Annotated in this window: 17 protein-coding genes; 5 read left to right on the top strand and 12 right to left on the bottom strand. The window is 41.1% G+C overall.

What is annotated here, in order from left to right:
- Positions 1 to 55: 55 nt before the first annotated feature.
- The 11 genes from Q0791_RS11920 to Q0791_RS11970 are packed head-to-tail and all read right to left on the bottom strand — an operon-like array spanning position 56 to position 9,066.
- Entirely contained in the window at positions 56 to 376 is a 321-nt protein-coding gene (locus Q0791_RS11920) for a hypothetical protein (protein WP_299006472.1), read from the bottom strand.
- Between the two features lie 3 nt (positions 377 to 379).
- Positions 380 to 886 (bottom strand): DUF2878 domain-containing protein, encoded by a 507-nt coding sequence (locus Q0791_RS11925; RefSeq protein ID WP_299006474.1) that lies wholly within the window; start codon positions 884 to 886, stop codon positions 380 to 382.
- A complete protein-coding gene (locus Q0791_RS11930) occupies positions 864 to 2,150 on the bottom strand; it encodes a cyclopropane-fatty-acyl-phospholipid synthase family protein (protein ID WP_299006476.1) in 1,287 nt (428 codons plus the stop codon). Before Q0791_RS11930 ends, Q0791_RS11925 begins: the two co-directional genes overlap by 23 nt.
- A 28-nt stretch (positions 2,151 to 2,178) precedes the next feature.
- Positions 2,179 to 2,913, bottom strand: a complete 735-nt coding sequence (locus Q0791_RS11935; RefSeq protein WP_299006479.1) for a DUF1365 domain-containing protein — start codon at positions 2,911 to 2,913, stop codon at positions 2,179 to 2,181.
- Positions 2,910 to 4,163, bottom strand: a complete 1,254-nt coding sequence (locus tag Q0791_RS11940) for an FAD-dependent oxidoreductase (protein WP_299006481.1) — start codon at positions 4,161 to 4,163, stop codon at positions 2,910 to 2,912. Before Q0791_RS11940 ends, Q0791_RS11935 begins: the two co-directional genes overlap by 4 nt.
- Complete coding sequence (locus Q0791_RS11945) at positions 4,160 to 4,873, bottom strand: SDR family NAD(P)-dependent oxidoreductase (RefSeq protein WP_299006483.1); 714 nt, start codon at positions 4,871 to 4,873, stop codon at positions 4,160 to 4,162. Before Q0791_RS11945 ends, Q0791_RS11940 begins: the two co-directional genes overlap by 4 nt.
- Positions 4,870 to 5,304, bottom strand: a complete 435-nt coding sequence (locus Q0791_RS11950; protein ID WP_299006485.1) for a nuclear transport factor 2 family protein — start codon at positions 5,302 to 5,304, stop codon at positions 4,870 to 4,872. Before Q0791_RS11950 ends, Q0791_RS11945 begins: the two co-directional genes overlap by 4 nt.
- A gap of 53 nt (positions 5,305 to 5,357) precedes the next feature.
- A complete protein-coding gene (gene phrB / locus Q0791_RS11955) occupies positions 5,358 to 6,794 on the bottom strand; it encodes a deoxyribodipyrimidine photo-lyase (RefSeq protein WP_299006488.1) in 1,437 nt (478 codons plus the stop codon).
- A complete protein-coding gene (locus Q0791_RS11960; RefSeq protein ID WP_299006490.1) occupies positions 6,791 to 7,747 on the bottom strand; it encodes a DUF523 and DUF1722 domain-containing protein in 957 nt (318 codons plus the stop codon). Before Q0791_RS11960 ends, phrB begins: the two co-directional genes overlap by 4 nt.
- A gap of 19 nt (positions 7,748 to 7,766) precedes the next feature.
- On the bottom strand, positions 7,767 to 8,447 hold the full coding sequence (locus Q0791_RS11965; protein WP_299006493.1) for a ChrR family anti-sigma-E factor: 681 nt from the start codon (positions 8,445 to 8,447) through the stop codon (positions 7,767 to 7,769).
- Positions 8,440 to 9,066, bottom strand: coding sequence for a sigma-70 family RNA polymerase sigma factor (locus tag Q0791_RS11970; RefSeq protein WP_299006495.1), 627 nt, complete (start codon positions 9,064 to 9,066; stop codon positions 8,440 to 8,442). The genes Q0791_RS11965 and Q0791_RS11970 overlap by 8 nt, the downstream gene beginning before the upstream one ends.
- 346 nt (positions 9,067 to 9,412) lie before the next feature.
- Between Q0791_RS11970 and Q0791_RS11975 the strand changes: the two genes are divergently transcribed.
- Both Q0791_RS11975 and Q0791_RS11980 read left to right on the top strand, forming a co-directional pair.
- Positions 9,413 to 9,709: a DUF4212 domain-containing protein gene (locus Q0791_RS11975; protein WP_299006498.1), complete on the top strand. Its 297-nt coding sequence runs from the start codon at positions 9,413 to 9,415 to the stop codon at positions 9,707 to 9,709.
- The gene (locus tag Q0791_RS11980) at positions 9,709 to 11,394 is read left to right on the top strand and encodes a sodium:solute symporter family protein (RefSeq protein ID WP_299006500.1); all 1,686 of its coding nucleotides are present in this window, start codon (positions 9,709 to 9,711) and stop codon (positions 11,392 to 11,394) included. The genes Q0791_RS11975 and Q0791_RS11980 overlap by 1 nt, the downstream gene beginning before the upstream one ends.
- Before the next feature lie 28 nt (positions 11,395 to 11,422).
- Here Q0791_RS11980 and Q0791_RS11985 read toward each other — a convergent pair whose 3' ends face one another.
- On the bottom strand, positions 11,423 to 12,346 hold the full coding sequence (locus Q0791_RS11985; RefSeq protein ID WP_299006503.1) for a LysR family transcriptional regulator: 924 nt from the start codon (positions 12,344 to 12,346) through the stop codon (positions 11,423 to 11,425).
- A gap of 152 nt (positions 12,347 to 12,498) precedes the next feature.
- Between Q0791_RS11985 and Q0791_RS11990 the strand changes: the two genes are divergently transcribed.
- The 3 genes from Q0791_RS11990 (at position 12,499) to Q0791_RS12000 (ending at position 17,080) form a co-directional block, all read left to right on the top strand.
- Positions 12,499 to 13,509: an NADP-dependent oxidoreductase gene (locus tag Q0791_RS11990; protein ID WP_299006505.1), complete on the top strand. Its 1,011-nt coding sequence runs from the start codon at positions 12,499 to 12,501 to the stop codon at positions 13,507 to 13,509.
- Between the two features lie 531 nt (positions 13,510 to 14,040).
- Complete coding sequence (locus Q0791_RS11995) at positions 14,041 to 15,771, top strand: type I secretion system permease/ATPase (RefSeq protein ID WP_299006507.1); 1,731 nt, start codon at positions 14,041 to 14,043, stop codon at positions 15,769 to 15,771.
- A gap of 10 nt (positions 15,772 to 15,781) precedes the next feature.
- Positions 15,782 to 17,080: an HlyD family type I secretion periplasmic adaptor subunit gene (locus tag Q0791_RS12000; RefSeq protein ID WP_299006510.1), complete on the top strand. Its 1,299-nt coding sequence runs from the start codon at positions 15,782 to 15,784 to the stop codon at positions 17,078 to 17,080.
- The last annotated feature ends 35 nt before the right edge of the window (positions 17,081 to 17,115 follow it).

The following is a 17,115-nucleotide window of genomic DNA, read 5'->3' on the forward strand; positions in this document are numbered from 1 at the left end:
GAGCTTATTATGGTTGTTTGGAGTATTTTACCTCAAAACCCTTGATGTGGCTGCTTTATATAAGGGGACACCTAAGCCATATGGGATAGAGCTTGGCTAGCCAACGCTCGATATCTTGTGAGCGATAGCCTAAGTATTCCCACTGATCTTGTGTGGCTTCAAGTAAGGTTTGTTTCGATATGGATTTGGCATAAGTCAGTTTAAGGGCGGTATTTTGGTATGTTGGCGAAATATGGCCATTATGGGCGTATAATTCGGCTTCATACACTGTCCAAAATAAATAATCCATTTCTCCCTGTCCCAACTTAGTTAAGTGTTGAAGAGGAGCTGCGAAGGCAGGGATCGAGAGCATAAAAAGTAAAAGCCATTTGTACATACATCACCTCGATAGATCCCTGAAGATCATTTGAAGATATCGATAACCATAAATTAATAAGGGCAATAATATTGACCAAGTCAACATCAGACTGCCAATGAGCCAAGTGATTGGCCAATGTGTTTGTAAAGCGCCCGCTTGAATGCCTGCCCAATAGCTTAAGGTTCCGCCCAATGCACCAAAACAGGCGAGTAAGCCAATAGGTTGATTGATTAGCCAGTGTAAACAGTGATTTAAACTGATGACAAACATAAACCAGAGCAGTAGCAGCCATAAGGGAAAAAAAGCCATTGGGCTGTAAAAGGCGCCTAAAAAGAGTAAAAGTGCGTCTGCGGAAATCCCAATGAGGGATAAAAGTAATATTTTACTGTCAAATCTTGGACTTGGAGAACATAAAAAGTGTACTACCAATAAGCTTGCTATGATGAGTGCCGCCTGTTGGGGATACCACGCGGCGGCTGCCCAACTGGCTTGAAATAGAATGAGATTAATAATCCAAAAGCGCTTCATCTTTTAAGCCTTTGTAGTCAGGTTTTCTCGCTAGAATTTGATGGGTGCTGATCACTCTTTCACGAAAGGCCCCTTCGCAATAACTGAAGTAAAAAAGCCATAGGCGTTTAAATTCTTCATCGTACTTTTGTGGATCGAGTCCTGACCAGTTTGCCAAAAACGCGACTCTCCAATCATTAAGCGTGCGGGCGTAATGCAATCCGATATCATTGATTTCATGGATCACCATATCGGTATGGTTAGAAAAGTGTTTGGCGATTTCAGAAATAGAAGGCAGGCATCCTCCTGGAAAGATGTATTTTTGAATAAAATCGACGCCTTTACGATATTGCTCGTAGCGTTGATCGGCAATGGTAATGGATTGCAGTAACATTTTGCCGTTAGGCTTTAATAGGGCAGAGCAAGTTTTGAAAAATGTCGCTAGATATTCATGCCCAACGGCTTCAATCATCTCTATTGATACTAATTTATCGAATTGGCCGCTTAATTGTCGATAGTCTTGCTTGAGTAGGGTGATCTGGTTGGTAAGCCCAAGTGCATCAATGGTTTTTTTTGCCAAATCATGTTGCGCTTCAGAAATGGTGGTTGTGGTGACTTTGCAACCATAATGCTGTGCCATGTAAATGGCAAGCCCGCCCCAACCTGTGCCGATTTCAATGACATGATCTTGTTCATTTAGGCCTAATTGTTGACAAATAGTGTGCATTTTATGCTGTTGCGCTTGGTGCAATGTGGCATTGTGTTTTGGATATATTGCACAAGAGTAGAGCATTGAGCTGTCGAGAAAGCTTTCATATAAATCATTGCCCAAGTCGTAATGGGCTAAAATATTGCGTTTTGCACCTTGATTTGAATTTTTATTTTTAAGCCTCAACCATTGGTTTTTAAGGGTGACTAACCATTGGGTTTTACGCTCAATGGCATCTAATTGTTGTTGGCTTTTAGCCATAATTTGAATGACATGGGTTAGATTAGGGCTGCTCCACTTACCTGCAATGTATGCCTGTGCAGCGCCTATGCTGCCTTTAAAAATTAAATCTTGATAAAAGCTCACATCATGAACCTTGATTTTGCCTGATAAGGCGGCACTTTGATTGCCAAAATAATAGGTATTTTCGTTTTCTTCTATCTCTAAACTCACTGCTGTGAGTTGTTTTAAGATGTGAAAAATCAGTTGCCTATATTGCTGATCAGGTCGCATTTTTTTTATCAAGGCGTCGTATATCCATTTTAGTGAAGGCTTTTGCTTTATTGTTTGTTCCATGTCTACCTCTAAGGTTATAGTTTGACTGTTAAGTTTTACGCTTTGGGTGCTCGATAAACGGGACACGCTTAATGAATAGTTTCAGTGCTTGCCAGTAAATGCCGATAACAATTTTCAACGTCATCGATGGAACAGTCATGAGTATGCGCCAAAACTCAGTGCGACTGATGGTGTGTTTTTTAAGAGACAGGGTTGCGTCAAAGACTTTTTGCTCTTGATGATTTTCGATGTGCACCATGGCATGCTTACCAGGTGGGGTGAGACGCCAGTGATACATCATGTTAATGTCCATAAAAGGTGAGACATGGAAATTCTTCTTGATTTTCATTTCTTCACTCATGTTAATTAAATAATAATGCCGCTCTCGCCAAGGTGTGTTACTGACTTCTGCTAGCATATATTGACAGACTTGATTATCGTCGTAGCAAAAGTAGCAATTGATCGGACTAAAATAGAGGCCTAAGCAACGACACTGAACTAACATCATGGCTCGATTTTGGCTTGACCAATGGCCGCCAAGCGCGCGCACTTTATAGCTAATACGTTGTTTTAAGTTCCCTGGTTCACTTTTGATATAATCTTTTTCATGAAAACGGATGGGATTGAACCATTGCAGACCAAAAATAGGGCTGACTTGAGAGACAGTGATGAGTTCATCAAGATCCAGCCCCATCATATAAATGGCATAATTAAATTGATGGGGGATGGCACCAAATCGACGATGGCGGACGTGCCCCTTATAAATGCCGCTGTGTATTGTCATAAAGGGACACCTAAGGCTTGAGTGACATCTAAGGCACTTTTGACACCATCCTCATGAAAACCGTTATACCAATAAGCGCCGACATAATAGGTATGTTTTTGACCATTAATGACTGGGCGTTTTTGTTGTGCTTTGACACTGTGACTGTTGAGGATTGGATGGTGGTAAACAAAAGATCGCAGTATTTTAGTGGGATCTATGTACTCATTTTGATTTAAGGTGACACAAAAGGTGGTCTTACTATGGAGTCCTTGAAGAATATTCATATTGTATGTTACACAAGCCGGGCAGGTTTTATCATTATCCAGTTTGTAATTCCAGCTGGCCCACGCCCGTGATTTTTGTGGCAGTAAATCTGTATCGGTATGGAGTACGACATCATTACGACTATAAGGGATTGCAGTTAATATGTCGGTTTCACTTGGTGTTGGATCGGCGAGTAAGGCCAACGCTTGATCAGAATGGCAGGCAAAAATCACCTCATCAAAACGATGTTTGTCACCATTGTGCATTTCAATCGTGACACCTTGGGGTTGGCGACTGATATGGTTAATTTGACAGTTGAGTAAAATAGGCCTTTTTAATTGTGCTTGAATGGCTTTGACATAGGAGTGAGAGCCGTCTGGGATCACATACCATTGAGGTCTATCGAGGACATTGAGTAAACCATGATGATAGAAAAATTGAATAAAAAATTTAAGTTCAAAGGCTTGCATCGTTTCTAAGCTAGTGGACCAAATAGCGGCTCCCATAGGGAGAATGTAGTGCTCACTGAAAAATGTCGAGAATCCTTGTTGTTTAAGGTATTGGCCTAAAGTGAGAGTGGGGTCGATATTGTGTTGTGAGTAAGTGCGTTTGCAATCACGGTTAAACCTGATTATTTCCCGTAAAAACCGCCAAAACTGCGGTCGAAAAAGATTGCGCCTTTGAGCGAACAAGGAGTTGATATTATGTCCATTATACTCAAAACCTGAATGGCTATTATGAACACTAAAGCTCATTTCGGTTGCTTGGCGTGATATGTTGAGTCGCTTCAGCAACTGATTAAAATTGGGATAAGTGCGGTCATTAAAAACAATAAACCCAGTATCGATAGCTAAGGTTTGATCTTGATGAGTAATATCAACTGTTGCCGTGTGTCCACCCACATAATTATTTTTTTCAAACACAGTGACATCATACTGCTTATTCAGTAAATAGGCGCAAGTGAGGCCGGATATTCCAGAGCCAATAATGGCAATTTTTTTCATTCTTTTATCATCCTTGTGGCGATCTTTTGCCAAATTGACAGAGGTAAATATCGCAATAACTTCATGACGCAGACAAATACAATGGGAAAATTAATGATGGATTTTCCTTTAGCAATGCCGCGAATAATTTTGATAGCGGCTTGTTGGCTGTCCATTAACATTGGCATAGCAAATTGATTGCGCTTGGTCAGTGGTGTGTCCACAAATCCTGGATGGATAAGGGTGGTGTTGATTTGGTGCTGGTGCAATGAAATCGATAAGGTTTGACTCAAGTAACTTAATGCTGCTTTTGACGCGCCATAAGCTTCAGCTCTAGGCAGAGGTAACAAAGCTGCACTTGAACTAATAAACACGACTCTGCCTCCTTTTTTGATATGTTTAAGCCAGTTTTGGAGCCCATAGGCAATAGCAATAAGGTTAATATGTATGATCCTTTCAAATTTTTGTGCATCAAAGTCAATGCAATCATCGATATATTCACAATTTCCGGCATTAAAAATAAGTAAGTCAATAGGGGCATCGAGCTGAGGGTAATCTTGATAATCGGTCAAATTAAAACAAAGCGTGTTGATGTTGGAACTTAACGCTGTGAGTTGTTCTAATTTTTGTGGATTGCGACCACAAGCAATGACTGTATCGCCTTGCTTGGCATATTCCCGTGTTAGCTGATAGCCAATGCCTGAGGTTGCACCTGTAATGAGAATTCTCATGATTGACTCGCTCTGTGTTTGATGTGAGTAATAACATGGCCTAAAACGGGAATGTGTTCATAAATCATGGCACCTAAATCCAAATAATCACGATGAAAGATCACTTGTTCATCTTGAGCTTTTAAGTGTGAGTGGCCTTGGATTGTGATGGGACGTTTGCCGTTTAATTTTTTATGGCAAAAGATCATACTCCAATAGATGGCTGCTTCATGCTTTTGATAAAAAGTATGCTCTATTTGAAACTGACAACTGATAATGTTCTGGTACATTCGTTCGAAATAGTGGAGTAAATTATCGACTCCTTTGACCGTGTGCATTGGATCGGTAAAGTGAACATCGCTGTGGTAAACCTGTTTGATTAACCCTAAGTTATCTGTGCCGAGCCGATTGTATAGCTCAACAAATGCCTTTAACCATAGTGGATCTGCCATTATTATCTCCTGAGTGGAACTATCATTATTCTCTTGACTTTCAATTAACTGTGTTAACGCATTTGCGATCCTTTTTTAAAAAAATCAAGTGCTCTTAATCTTGCCTGCTTATGTTCCACAAGTGCTGGCCAGTAATGAGCTGTTTTAGAATATTGTTTCAGGTAGTTGTGGGGAAAATGGATCGCTTTATTGGGCACAGCATGCAATTCGGGTAAATATCGACGAATAAAATCCCCGTTAGGATCAAATTTTTGACTTTGAAGTATGGGATTGAAAATTCTAAAATAGGGCTGTGCATCACAGCCTGTACTTGCGGCCCACTGCCAACCTCCATTGTTGGCACTGAAGTCGCCGTCAATCAAGTGAGACATAAAAAATTGCTCGCCCCAATGCCAATCAATCAACAGGTGTTTAGTTAAAAAGCTGGCCACGATCATTCTTAGGCGATTATGCATCCAACCGGTTTTCAATAATTGACGCATGGCGGCATCGACAATCGGATAGCCTGTTTTTCCTTGGCACCATGCATTGAAATGATCCATTGAATTGAGCCAAGGTAAGTGCTGATATTGACGTTGAAAACATTCTCCTTGGATCAATGTTGGAAAGTGAAACAGCAAGTGCTTGTAAAAATCACGCCATATAAGTTCATTAAGCCAAGAAAAATGCGGGTGTTCAGTATCAAAGAGGACTTGAGGCTGGGCTTGAATGAGTTGAGTGGCCACTAAGCGAGGGCTAATGGCCCCTATTGCAAAATAGGGGGAAAGTCCTGATGTGCCTTTAATGGCGGGAAAATCACGATCTGCTGTGTAGTCTTGTACCTTTTTTTGTAAAAATAGTGGCAGTACTTGGGTCATCATTTGATGACTCAGAGGCCAAGCCTTGGAGCTTTTTCTGGGATAATCAAATTGAAAAGCCTGAGCAGGTACGGCTTGCATGGAAGTCTGTGTGCCTGACTCTGCAGGATGAACACTCGTATGTTGGTTAGGCGTGTCAACACATTCGATGCCGTTTGTTTGTACATAGGTTAACCATGCTTTTTTAAAGGGTGTAAAGACTTTGAACATTTGTCCTTGTTTATTGAGTATTTTTCCTCGCGTTACCAGAATATCTGATTCAAACAAGGTCAGCTCAAATGAAGCGTCTTGTAAGGCATTATCGCGCCTCATTTCGTTGGTTTCATGCTCACGATTGGCAAAAACTTGTGTGATAGTATGTTGCTGACAATAAAGCCTTAAGGCTTTATTTTGTGTGTTATAACATTGGGCTGATAAGTGAATGAGTGTGATCCCAAATGAAGCCAGTTGTTGCTTGAGCATGTTTAAATGTCTTGCAATAAAATCGGCTTGAATAGGAGCCATATGATGTTGTTGCCACTGAAGGGGGGTTGAAATATACAAGGCGGTGGTCGCCCCTGATCGTATGGCTTGCACTAAAGCGGGGTTGTCGTGAACGCGAAGATCACGACGTAACCAAAGTAAGGAATTCAATAGCCATACCTCAATTTAAGGGGTTCTGGATGTGGATTAAGGTAAGCTTGCTGGCTTAAATATTCATTAGGGAACTCACGTAAATAATGCTTGATCAATGTTAATGGCACTAATAGTGGCGTCAAACCTTTACGATAAGAGGCAATGACTTGAGTCAGCTCTGCTCGTTTGTCTTTATTTAAGTGTTTTTTAAAGTAACCTTGTAAATGCTGTAGCGTATTAGTGTGAGATTTTTTTGAGGCTAAGTGACGCAATGCGTCCATGAGCAAATGGATGTACTCATCGCCTAACGCATCAATGGATAGAGTGGATTGGGTTCCTATTAATTGCCCAAGTTTACGGTAGCTTTCAGAATGATGACTCATAACTAAATATTTGACTTGGCTGTGAAACTTGATCAGTTTGCGCTTGCTTAAGCCGCTGGCTTTAAGTGTTAGCCACTTTTGATAGGTGAAAATGCGAGTAATGAAGTTTTCACGTAATAGTGGATCGTTAAGGCGGCCATTTTCTTCCACTGGTAAGGCGGGGTTGGCGTCCATGATTTGACGAGCAAATAGCCCTATACCCACTGCACTTGAGCCTTTACCGTGATGATGATAGACCTTTACTCTTTCCATGCCACAAGTTGGGCTTTTTGCACAAAAAATAAATCCTGCCAGATCCGAGCAAGTGTTGGCCATGTCTTTACCATATTGGGTGATGGCCATAGTGACATTCTGGCTGCCATCGGGGCGTGAAAGAAGGATTTGCCCGTCTTTTTCTATTTGCCGAATGGTTTTTCTCGGAGTGGAAAGGCCCACTGCAACTTCAGGACAAATGGGTTTGAATTGTACATACTGACTCAGTTGTTCAGTGCAAAACACAGAGCGTTTATGTCCTCCGTCAAATCGAACATTTTGCCCCATGACACAGGCGCTAATACCTATCTTCACTTTGTTGATTATGTTACTCATTAGGGTACTCCGCTCCTTATTAGTAAATTAATTTACCAAGAGGATTTAATATTTGTGATATGCCTTGAGTAAATTTAAGCGCGTCACTGGAAACGGTGAGGCAAACACAGCCACTTTTTGAAACGGGCTGATGAGTATGTTCATCATTTAACCAGATAAAGTCTCCAGCTTGATAGGTGCCCATCTCATCTTCAAAGCTACCTTGTAATAATAAGGTGATTTCAAATCCTTTGTGAGTGTGCCGAGGTACACTGCCTGTTTTGGCTATACTCAATAAGCTCATTCTGCGTTCATCATCATCGACATTGAGTCGAGATCGAGATATTTTTCCTATGCCTTGCCATTCGTTAAGTGCAATAGACTGTAACGCCATTGGCAAAGGGAGGCGTTGACCTTCGACTTCAATTTCTGTAATGGTTTTAGGTAGCGAAAATGTGTCTTCTTGTGGGCTGTTGATGATTTTATTGATGAGATCGGTGTCAGGTTCACTCATTGGCACATGGACAGTGTCAGTTCCGTGAATATCGTTATCAGCTAATTGAAAGTGCAGCGAGGCGGCTTCTTCAGTGAGCTTGGCCACTTTTTGCTGGCAAGCAGTGCACATTTCAATATGACTAGACACTATGATTGATAGACTAATGCTTAAATCGGCTTCGACGAAACGGGTGAGTATTGCGTCTGAGGGATGGTAATTAATCATGATGTTGTTCTCCCAATTGCTGCTTGAGTTTGGAAAGTGCAAGCCTGAGGCGAGATTTTACGGTTCCTAGCGGCACATTCAGTCGCTTCGCCAGTTGCTCTTGCGAGAGTTCGTCATAATAAATGCCTTTGACCACCTCTTGTTGAGCTGGGGGGAGGGTATCAATGCAATTGAGTAATTGTTTGTCTTGTAAGTGATCGCTAAAGTTGTGATGCTGCGTTGTTGATTCACCTATATCTTCTAATGGCCAAATATTATTTGAAAAAATGTGCTCAGATTGCGTTTTCATTTTGCGCAGCATGTCAAAGCTGGTGTTGCGCATGATGGTAAATACCCAAGTGGTGGCAGCCCCTTTGCTTTGTTGGTATAAGTGGGCTTTTTTCCAAACATTCGTCATGGTTTCTTGAATGAGCTCATTGGCCATGGCATCACTGTTGAGCTTGCTAATGCCAAATTGTTTTATTTTTGGTGCAAAAAACTGAAAAAGCAGAGTGAAAGCGTGCTTATCTTTGTTGTCTGCGACCGCACGAAGGCAACGACTTAGCTCCACAGTCTGGGAAGCATGAAGTGGAATATGATACTCCTTATCCTGTTCGTATTTCTGTATGCCTACCTGCATTTTAGACCAACTCTTTGATGTGTTTATACTCCAATACGGTTGAATTTGAAATAAGGATCACTTTAATGTCGTTATTGTTATTATTTTTCTCTACCACGAGGTGATGACTTTTTAGCTGACAACAAAAGTTAGTCGACAACAAAAGCGATTGCGGTGCGGCTTATGTTTTAGTCTAAATGGGGGATGTTGCTTTTAAGTATTTATTGGTACTGTTTTTTTATTAGGAATAAAGCCTCAATAATAGGAAAAGCCTATTCATGTTTAGTGCTATAAATTATCGACTGAGTATTTTTGCCATGATCCGTGCCATGATGCTTGATGTGCGTGCATGTTCCGGCGGTGAGTGATGAGTATGGCAGCTTCTCAATCAAAACAATATTGGCAGGCGAATGTTCGCTTGGTGTTGAGTTTACTGTCTATTTGGGCTTTTGTGTCTTTTGGTTGTGGCATCTTGTGGGTGGATATTCTCAATCAAGTGACTTTTTTTGGTTTTAAACTGGGATTTTGGTTTGCCCATCAAGGCAGTATTTATGTGTTTGTCGTGCTTATCTTTATCTATGTTCGGCAAATGAATCGGCTTGATAAGCGCTATGAAGTACAAGAAAATGAAAGTGATTCATCAAATCATGGAGATGCACAATAATGGATGTGCAAATGCTCACTTTTATGATGATTGGCGCCAGTTTCGTTTTGTATATTGTCATAGCCCTATGGAGCCGAGCAGGTTCAACGAAAGAATTTTATATTGCTGGCGGTGGTGTACATCCTATAGCCAATGGTATGGCTACGGCGGCAGATTGGATGTCGGCGGCATCTTTTATTTCCATGGCGGGTCTCATTTCATTTATGGGATACGATGGCGGTGTATTTTTAATGGGCTGGACTGGCGGCTATGTGCTGTTAGCACTGTGTCTTGCGCCTTATCTGCGTAAATTTGGCAAGTTTACCGTGCCTGATTTTATTGGCGATCGTTATTATTCTCAAGCGGCTCGAACGGTTGCCGTGATCTGCACCATTTTTATTTCTTTTACTTATGTTGCAGGGCAAATGCGTGGTGTGGGGGTGGTGTTTTCACGTTTTTTAGAAGTGAATATTGTGATTGGTGTCTTGATTGGCATGGCAGTGGTCTTCTTTTATGCCGTATTAGGGGGAATGAAAGGGATCACTTATACCCAAGTCGCCCAATATTGTGTATTAATTTTCGCGTATTTAGTCCCTGCTATTTTTATCTCAGTCATGATGACAGGTCATGTTATTCCTCAGTTTGGTTTTGGGGCGACAATGCATGATGGTTCAGAGATGTATTTATTGCATAAACTCGATGCCTTATCCCATGAACTGGGTTTTTCCGCTTATACTCAGGGTGATAAGAGTAAACTCGATGTGTTATTTATCACCTGTGCATTGATGGTCGGAACGGCGGGTTTACCTCATGTTATCGTGCGTTTTTTTACTGTTCCTCAAGTTAAGGATGCCAGAAAATCAGCAGGTTGGGCATTGTTCTTTATTGCGTTACTCTATACCACAGCGCCATCAATTGCGGCTTTTGCACGTGTGAATATGATTAGCACTATTAACGGTGAGAATAATCAAGGGGTCTTGCATGACAATGCGCCAGATTGGATAAAAAACTGGGAGAAAACCGGATTAATTCAATGGCAGGATAACAATAGTGATGGGCGCATGTATTATTCAGGTGATGCTCGCAACGAGATGATCATCGATCGTGATATCATGGTATTAGCTAACCCTGAGATCGCCAATCTGCCTAATTGGGTGATTGCGCTGGTGGCGGCTGGAGGGATTGCAGCGGCGCTGTCCACATCGGCGGGCCTGTTACTGGTGATTTCATCGGCGATTTCCCATGATTTATGTAAGCGCAACCTCATGCCCAATATTACTGAAAAACAAGAATTATTATTTGCGCGTGTGGCGGCTGGTATCGCGATTGGTGTGGCAGGATATTTAGGTGTTCATCCACCGGATTATGTGGCGTCGGTGGTGGCATTTGCTTTTGGGCTTGCCGCATCATCATTTTTTCCTGCGATTATTATGGGTATTTTTTATAAGGCCATGAACCGTGAAGGGGCGGTAAGTGGTATGCTTTGTGGAATAGGTTTTACGGCCTCATATATTATTTATTTTAAATTTATCGCGGCGCCAGGTATGAATGTGCCTGAAAATTGGTGGTTTGGTATTTCACCTGAAGGCATTGGTACCTTAGGAATGCTTATTAATTTTATTGTGGCCTTTATTGTGTGCAAATTAACACCTAAAACACCCGATAGCATAAAGGATTTAGTCGACTCCATTCGTCGCCCAGTTTAGGTGATAATGATAAGTTTATGATATATGTTTAAATGTCCGTTAATTGTTTTACCAAGAAATCGACACAGAGTTGTATTTTGGGAATTTGATATTTGTTACGTTCATAAAGTAAAAAAATACCTATGTCACGATTGGGAGCGACTGTGAGGGGACTTTCGGTGGGGACTTCTATTAATGTTTTTGTTTTCAGGTGATCATAGAGGCTCCAATTTGGAATTAAAGCGAGGCCGCGATGGTTTAATAAGGCCGTTGCCAAGGCTTTGGCGTTGTTACTGATTAAAGAGGGGGATAGGGTTAACGTTTCCCATTGGGGCTTATCGGAATGTTTATTATTTAAATAGTGCCAGTCGATGAGACCATTTGGTCCTCTATATTGTAGGGTAGATGCCGTTTGTATACTTGCTGCTGTTAATGGGAGTGGTTGACCTAGCCTTTCGATGTATTGTGGGGTTGCAACCAAGATAAATTGATTACTTGATAATCGTTTTGCTATCACATGTTCATCTGGCGCATAGCCCCCTCGAATGGCAATATCTATAGGGTCTTTGCCTAAACTGATAATGTCATCACTATAATGTAAGTCGAAAATAATATTCGGGTATCGTTGTGAAAATTGCTCCAGAAGAGGGGGCAATTTTTGCTCTCCATATGAAGGCATACAACTGATTCTGATCAACCCACTGGGTGCATCATGTTGTTGGCTGATCAGTTCATCTGCTTGATCCAATTGTGCCATCCCTTTGCTTATCAGAGTGTAATATAACTTGCCCAGCTCGGTAACTTCAACTTGGCGAGTACTTCTTTGTAAGAGTGTGACGCCAAGTGAGGCCTCAAGATCGCGAATACGGCGAGAAATGGAAGATGCGGGAACGTGGAACTCTTGTGCAACTGCTGTAAAACTATCAAGTTCTGCAACGCGTTTAAAATAACGTAATGCTCTAATTTTATCCATTATTGGCTCTAAAAGATGCTGTTATGGGTCAAAAACCGCTTTATTATTGCTTAAAAGACAAAAGCTTTCTACTGCTTTGGGACTGTTTCCAATGGCCATGAATAAGTAGCATTGGCTTTAACAAGTCAATTGTCAAAATAAGTGGAATAATAATGAAAGCATTAAGAATGACCCAATACGGTGATATTGAAACCAGTCTAGCATTTCAGGAAATGGCGATCCCGCAGCCTGCGGATAACGAAATTTTGGTGAAAGTGCATGCGGCGAGTATTAACCCTATTGATAGTAAAATATTACGAGGTGATTTTAAAGCGCTAAAAAAGATTGAGTTCCCTGCAGGTATTGGACGGGATGTGAGTGGAGAAGTGATCGGGGTAGGGATTAAGGTAACAGAATATCAAATAGGCGATGACATTTTTGCACGTGTGAGTGAGGAGCATGTGGGCACGCTTGCCGAATTTATGCTCATTGATGCTGCCCATGTGGCTAAAAAACCGCAAAATTTGTCTTATCAAGAGGCTGCGAGTATTCCTTTAGTGGGATTGACCTCTTATCAAGCAATGCTTCAAATTGGTATGTTGAAGCAAGGTGAGAAAGTACTTATTCATGCAGGCTCTGGTGGCATTGGTTCGATGGCGATTCAATTAGCGAAATCAGTGGGGGCCTATGTGATCACGACGACGAGTACGGCTAATGTGCCTTGGGTGAAAGCCTTGGGAGCAGATCGTGTTATTGATTATAAAAAAACGGATTATTTGGATCTGCTGACAGGTATTGACCTTGTTTACGATACGCTTGGTGGTCAATACACTTTGGATGCATTTAAGGTGATAAAGTTAGGAGGACGTGTGGTGTCTATTGCTGGAGAGTTAGATCCTCAAACAACGAAAATGCTTGGGCTTAATTGGGTTATTCGAACCTTGCTTGGTTTTAAGTCACGGATGATTATGAAAGCCGCGAAAAAGAAGTCCGCGTTATATCGCATGGTATTGATGCAGGCAAATGGTGAACAGCTCAAAGAACTTAAAGCATTATACCAAGATAATGTTATTCAACCTGTTATTGATAAACATTATGCTTTTAAAGACAGTAAAAGCGCTTTGTCTTATTTAAATTCAGGGCGAGCTAAGGGAAAGGTAGTGATTTCATTATTGAATGATTAAAACCAGTAGATCATTATGCTCTAATGCTGGGGTGAATATACACAAAAACGGGGTGAATATGGTATTAGAAGGCATTGGCACTGCTGGCATGCTCATTCATTTTGTTGTGGTTTTTGTTTGCAGATTTACGCTTGGAACTTACGATAGAGTAAAGGGTTTAGTTGACTCCATTTGTTGAGCATGTGAGTTAACCTGAACTCGGGATAAGCAGCGCCGCTTAATAGCGCTATTTTTGCCCCTATCTGTGTTGTGCTTTCTACTAATAGCCTGCTATTAGATACGAAATCTCGCCTTGATATCGACAAAAATTGCAGTATTAAGCCAATTTCGAAAATAGAGGATAACCCAATTTAATTTAATTTGTTGATATTAAAAGAATTCCATAATATTGTTGACACTCATTATCCTGAGTTCAGGTTAGTTAATGTCATCAATGATTTTTGATGGATTACATCTTTTGTACTAGCTAATAAGTGCGATAGTTGAATATCGACTATAATCAGTATTAATGGTGCGAAGTAAGGTATTGCAATGGAGTGCAATAAGATGCAAGAGACATGGAAAAGCATTATTTTACGATTGAAATATGAACTTAAGTATGTCGCCATTTTTAGTTTTTTTATTAATCTTCTAATGTTGGCTTTGCCACTTTATAGTTTACAACTCTTTGGCAGAGTATTAGCCAGTTCAAGTATCGATACTTTATTAAATCTTACCTACTTAGTCATTTTTCTTTTAGTGACACAAACTTGCTTGGATTTTTTTCGTAATAAATTGATGCAGCAAAGTGGCTTGAAACTTGAAATGAGTTTGAGTTTACCTTTGGTGAGTCAAGCGATTAAAGATTCTGCAAAAGGAGGAGGAATTAATAAGCAAAGCTTACTGGATGTTCGCGAAGTCAAAAGCGTGTTATTGACGCCTTCGACAAGTGCTATTTTTGATTTACCTTGGGTTGTGGTGTTTATTTTAGTGTTATATATGCTTCACCCTCTTTTAGGTATTACGGCTACAGTGGGCGCCATAGCCTTATCCTTGCTCGCTTATGGTGTAAAGAAAGCTGCACTATTGACCGATAATGAGGCATCACAAGCCGTTATTGCTAGTGGTATGCAAATTAATGATATTTTAAGACATTCTAGTTCATTACAAGCTATGGGAATGGCATCTAATGTGGCTAAGCACTGGGGAAAAAGTCATAAACATTTACTTTTTCTGCAATGGTTGGTGGCGGATAAAGTTAGCATGATGCTAGTGCTAACTCGATTAGTGAGAACGTTACTTCAAGTGGCTGTTATTGGTATTGGAGTCGGGTTGGTGTTATCGCAACAACTGGGTGCAGGTGAAATCATTGCAGCGTCTATTATTTTAGGCAGAGCGCTGGCCCCTATCGAACAAGCGGTTGGTAGTTGGAAAAATTGGGAGTCTGCTTGGAATGCTTATCAAAGTTTATTAGTTTCTATAGCAAGAGAACCTGAAGTGGCCAAAACGACATTGCCCGCCCCGAAAGGGGAGTTTCATCTCGATAAAGTGATATACCGCACCTCTATTCAACAAGCACCGATATTACAGAATATCAGTTTTAAACTGCAAGCAGGTTTATCTTTGGCCATTATTGGTCCAAGTGGTTCGGGTAAATCGACATTAGTGAAGTTATTAATGGGGATCATTCAGCCAACGGCGGGTAAAGTTAAATTAGATGGCGCCTGTATCAGTCAATGGAATGCTCAAGAATTAGGGCATTATATTGGGTTTGTCTCTCAAGATGTTGAAATCCTTGCAGGCACAGTGGCACAAAATATTTGCCGATTTTCTGATGCAAAGCCTGATGACATTATTAATGCGGCAAAGCAGGCTTGTATTCATGAATTGATTATTGCACTACCCGAAGGATATGAGACCTTACTGGGGGAAAATGGTGTGCAAATCAGTGGTGGTCAAAAACAGCGTTTAGCATTGGCAAGAGCGCTTTTTTCTAAGCCTAAAGTTCTTATTTTAGATGAACCTAATTCCAATTTAGATCCTGAGGGTGAAGTGGCATTGGCTATTGTACTACTGAACTGTAAAGAAAATAACATCACAGTCATCATGATAAGTCACCGTGCCGGATTCTTAAGGCAAATGGATTGGGTGGTGTGTTTACGTGATGGCCGCATAGAGAAAGCGGGCCCCAAAGAAAAATTTATTTCAGATATTCAAGAGATCAGTCAGCAAACGAATCAAAGCGTCGAAGCAGTGGATAAGCCTAAAGCATTGAAGCAGTAAGGAGTGTGCTATGGATAGCAATATGGTCTTTAATACCAAGAGGCTCATCCAATTTGGGATCGGCATTATTATTTTTGCTATTGGTGGTTTTGTGTTGTGGGCTTCAATGGTCAAAGTCGATGCGGCCGCCGTCGCTTCAGGGACTCTAGTGGTTGAAAGTCAGAGAAAGAAAATTCAGCATCTCCATGGTGGACAAGTTAAACAGATTCTGGTGAAGGAAGGGCAAAAAGTGATAAAAGGTCAAGCCTTAATCGCCTTGGCCGATCATCAAGTCGAAGCTGATTTTCAGCGCGTGTTATTAAAAGTGCTCAATGCACAGGCTCAGATAGACAGAGCTACCGCCTTATTAAAAGGGGAGCGTGAGCTTAACTTTTCTCCTTTACTGCTTGAACATGAACAAAGAATCGAGATAGTGCAGTTGATGGCGATGCAATTGCTCATGTTTGAGAGGCAGCAATCTGATGATGAGCATGTTAAGCAGCAATTTGATTTTAAAAAAAGACAAATTAAGCATTCCCTTGATGGTATTGCTCTTGAAATAAAGTCGATTCAGCAACAGTTGGCCTTGGTGAGAGAAGAAGTGCATATGAATGAAGTCCTGCTTGCCGATGGTTATGTTTCAAAATCTCGCCATTTATCCATTCAGCGAACCCAAGCTAGCATCGAAGCCACTTTGATCCAGCTTGAGTCCAAGCAAGCTGTCACTCAAGCCCAATTAGGTGAATTAGAGCAAGGTTATAATAGCCACTTTGCTAAATCTCAACAAAGGCTTGCAGATCATATTCAAAAGCAGAGACAGCTTAGAGATGAAGCGGCGCAGTTGTTAACTGCACATACTGAAACAAGGCAAGACATTAATATACATGCAGAACATAGTGGTACTGTTGTTGCCATGGAAGTGCATGCCATTGGAGAGGTGGTTTCTCCTGGGCAAGTGGTGATGGAATTGGTACCAGATTCTGATGCGATTATTGTCGAAGCTTACGTCAAACCAGAAGATATTGATGTGGTTTATGCTGGGTTACCCGCTCAAGTGAGATTAACCGCTTATGATGGTAGACATGTTGCGCCCATTGAGGGAGAAATTATTCATGTATCTGCCGATCGTTTCTTTGCCACTAATATGAAAGACACGGATGGTTATTTAGTCAAAGTGAAGTTAAGTGGAAGGGGTTTGCAGAACAAAGCCATTAAGCTTTATCCCGGAATGTCTGCCGATGTCTATATAGTGCTCGCCCCTAGAACTTTACTTGATTATCTTGTTTCACCTTTTACTCATTCATTTAATTCAGCCTTTAGAGAAAGTTAGCCTCACTGAAGACACAAATATTCAGTCATGTAGTT

Source organism: uncultured Shewanella sp., from assembly GCF_947495455.1.
GTDB lineage: Bacteria > Pseudomonadota > Gammaproteobacteria > Enterobacterales > Shewanellaceae > Shewanella.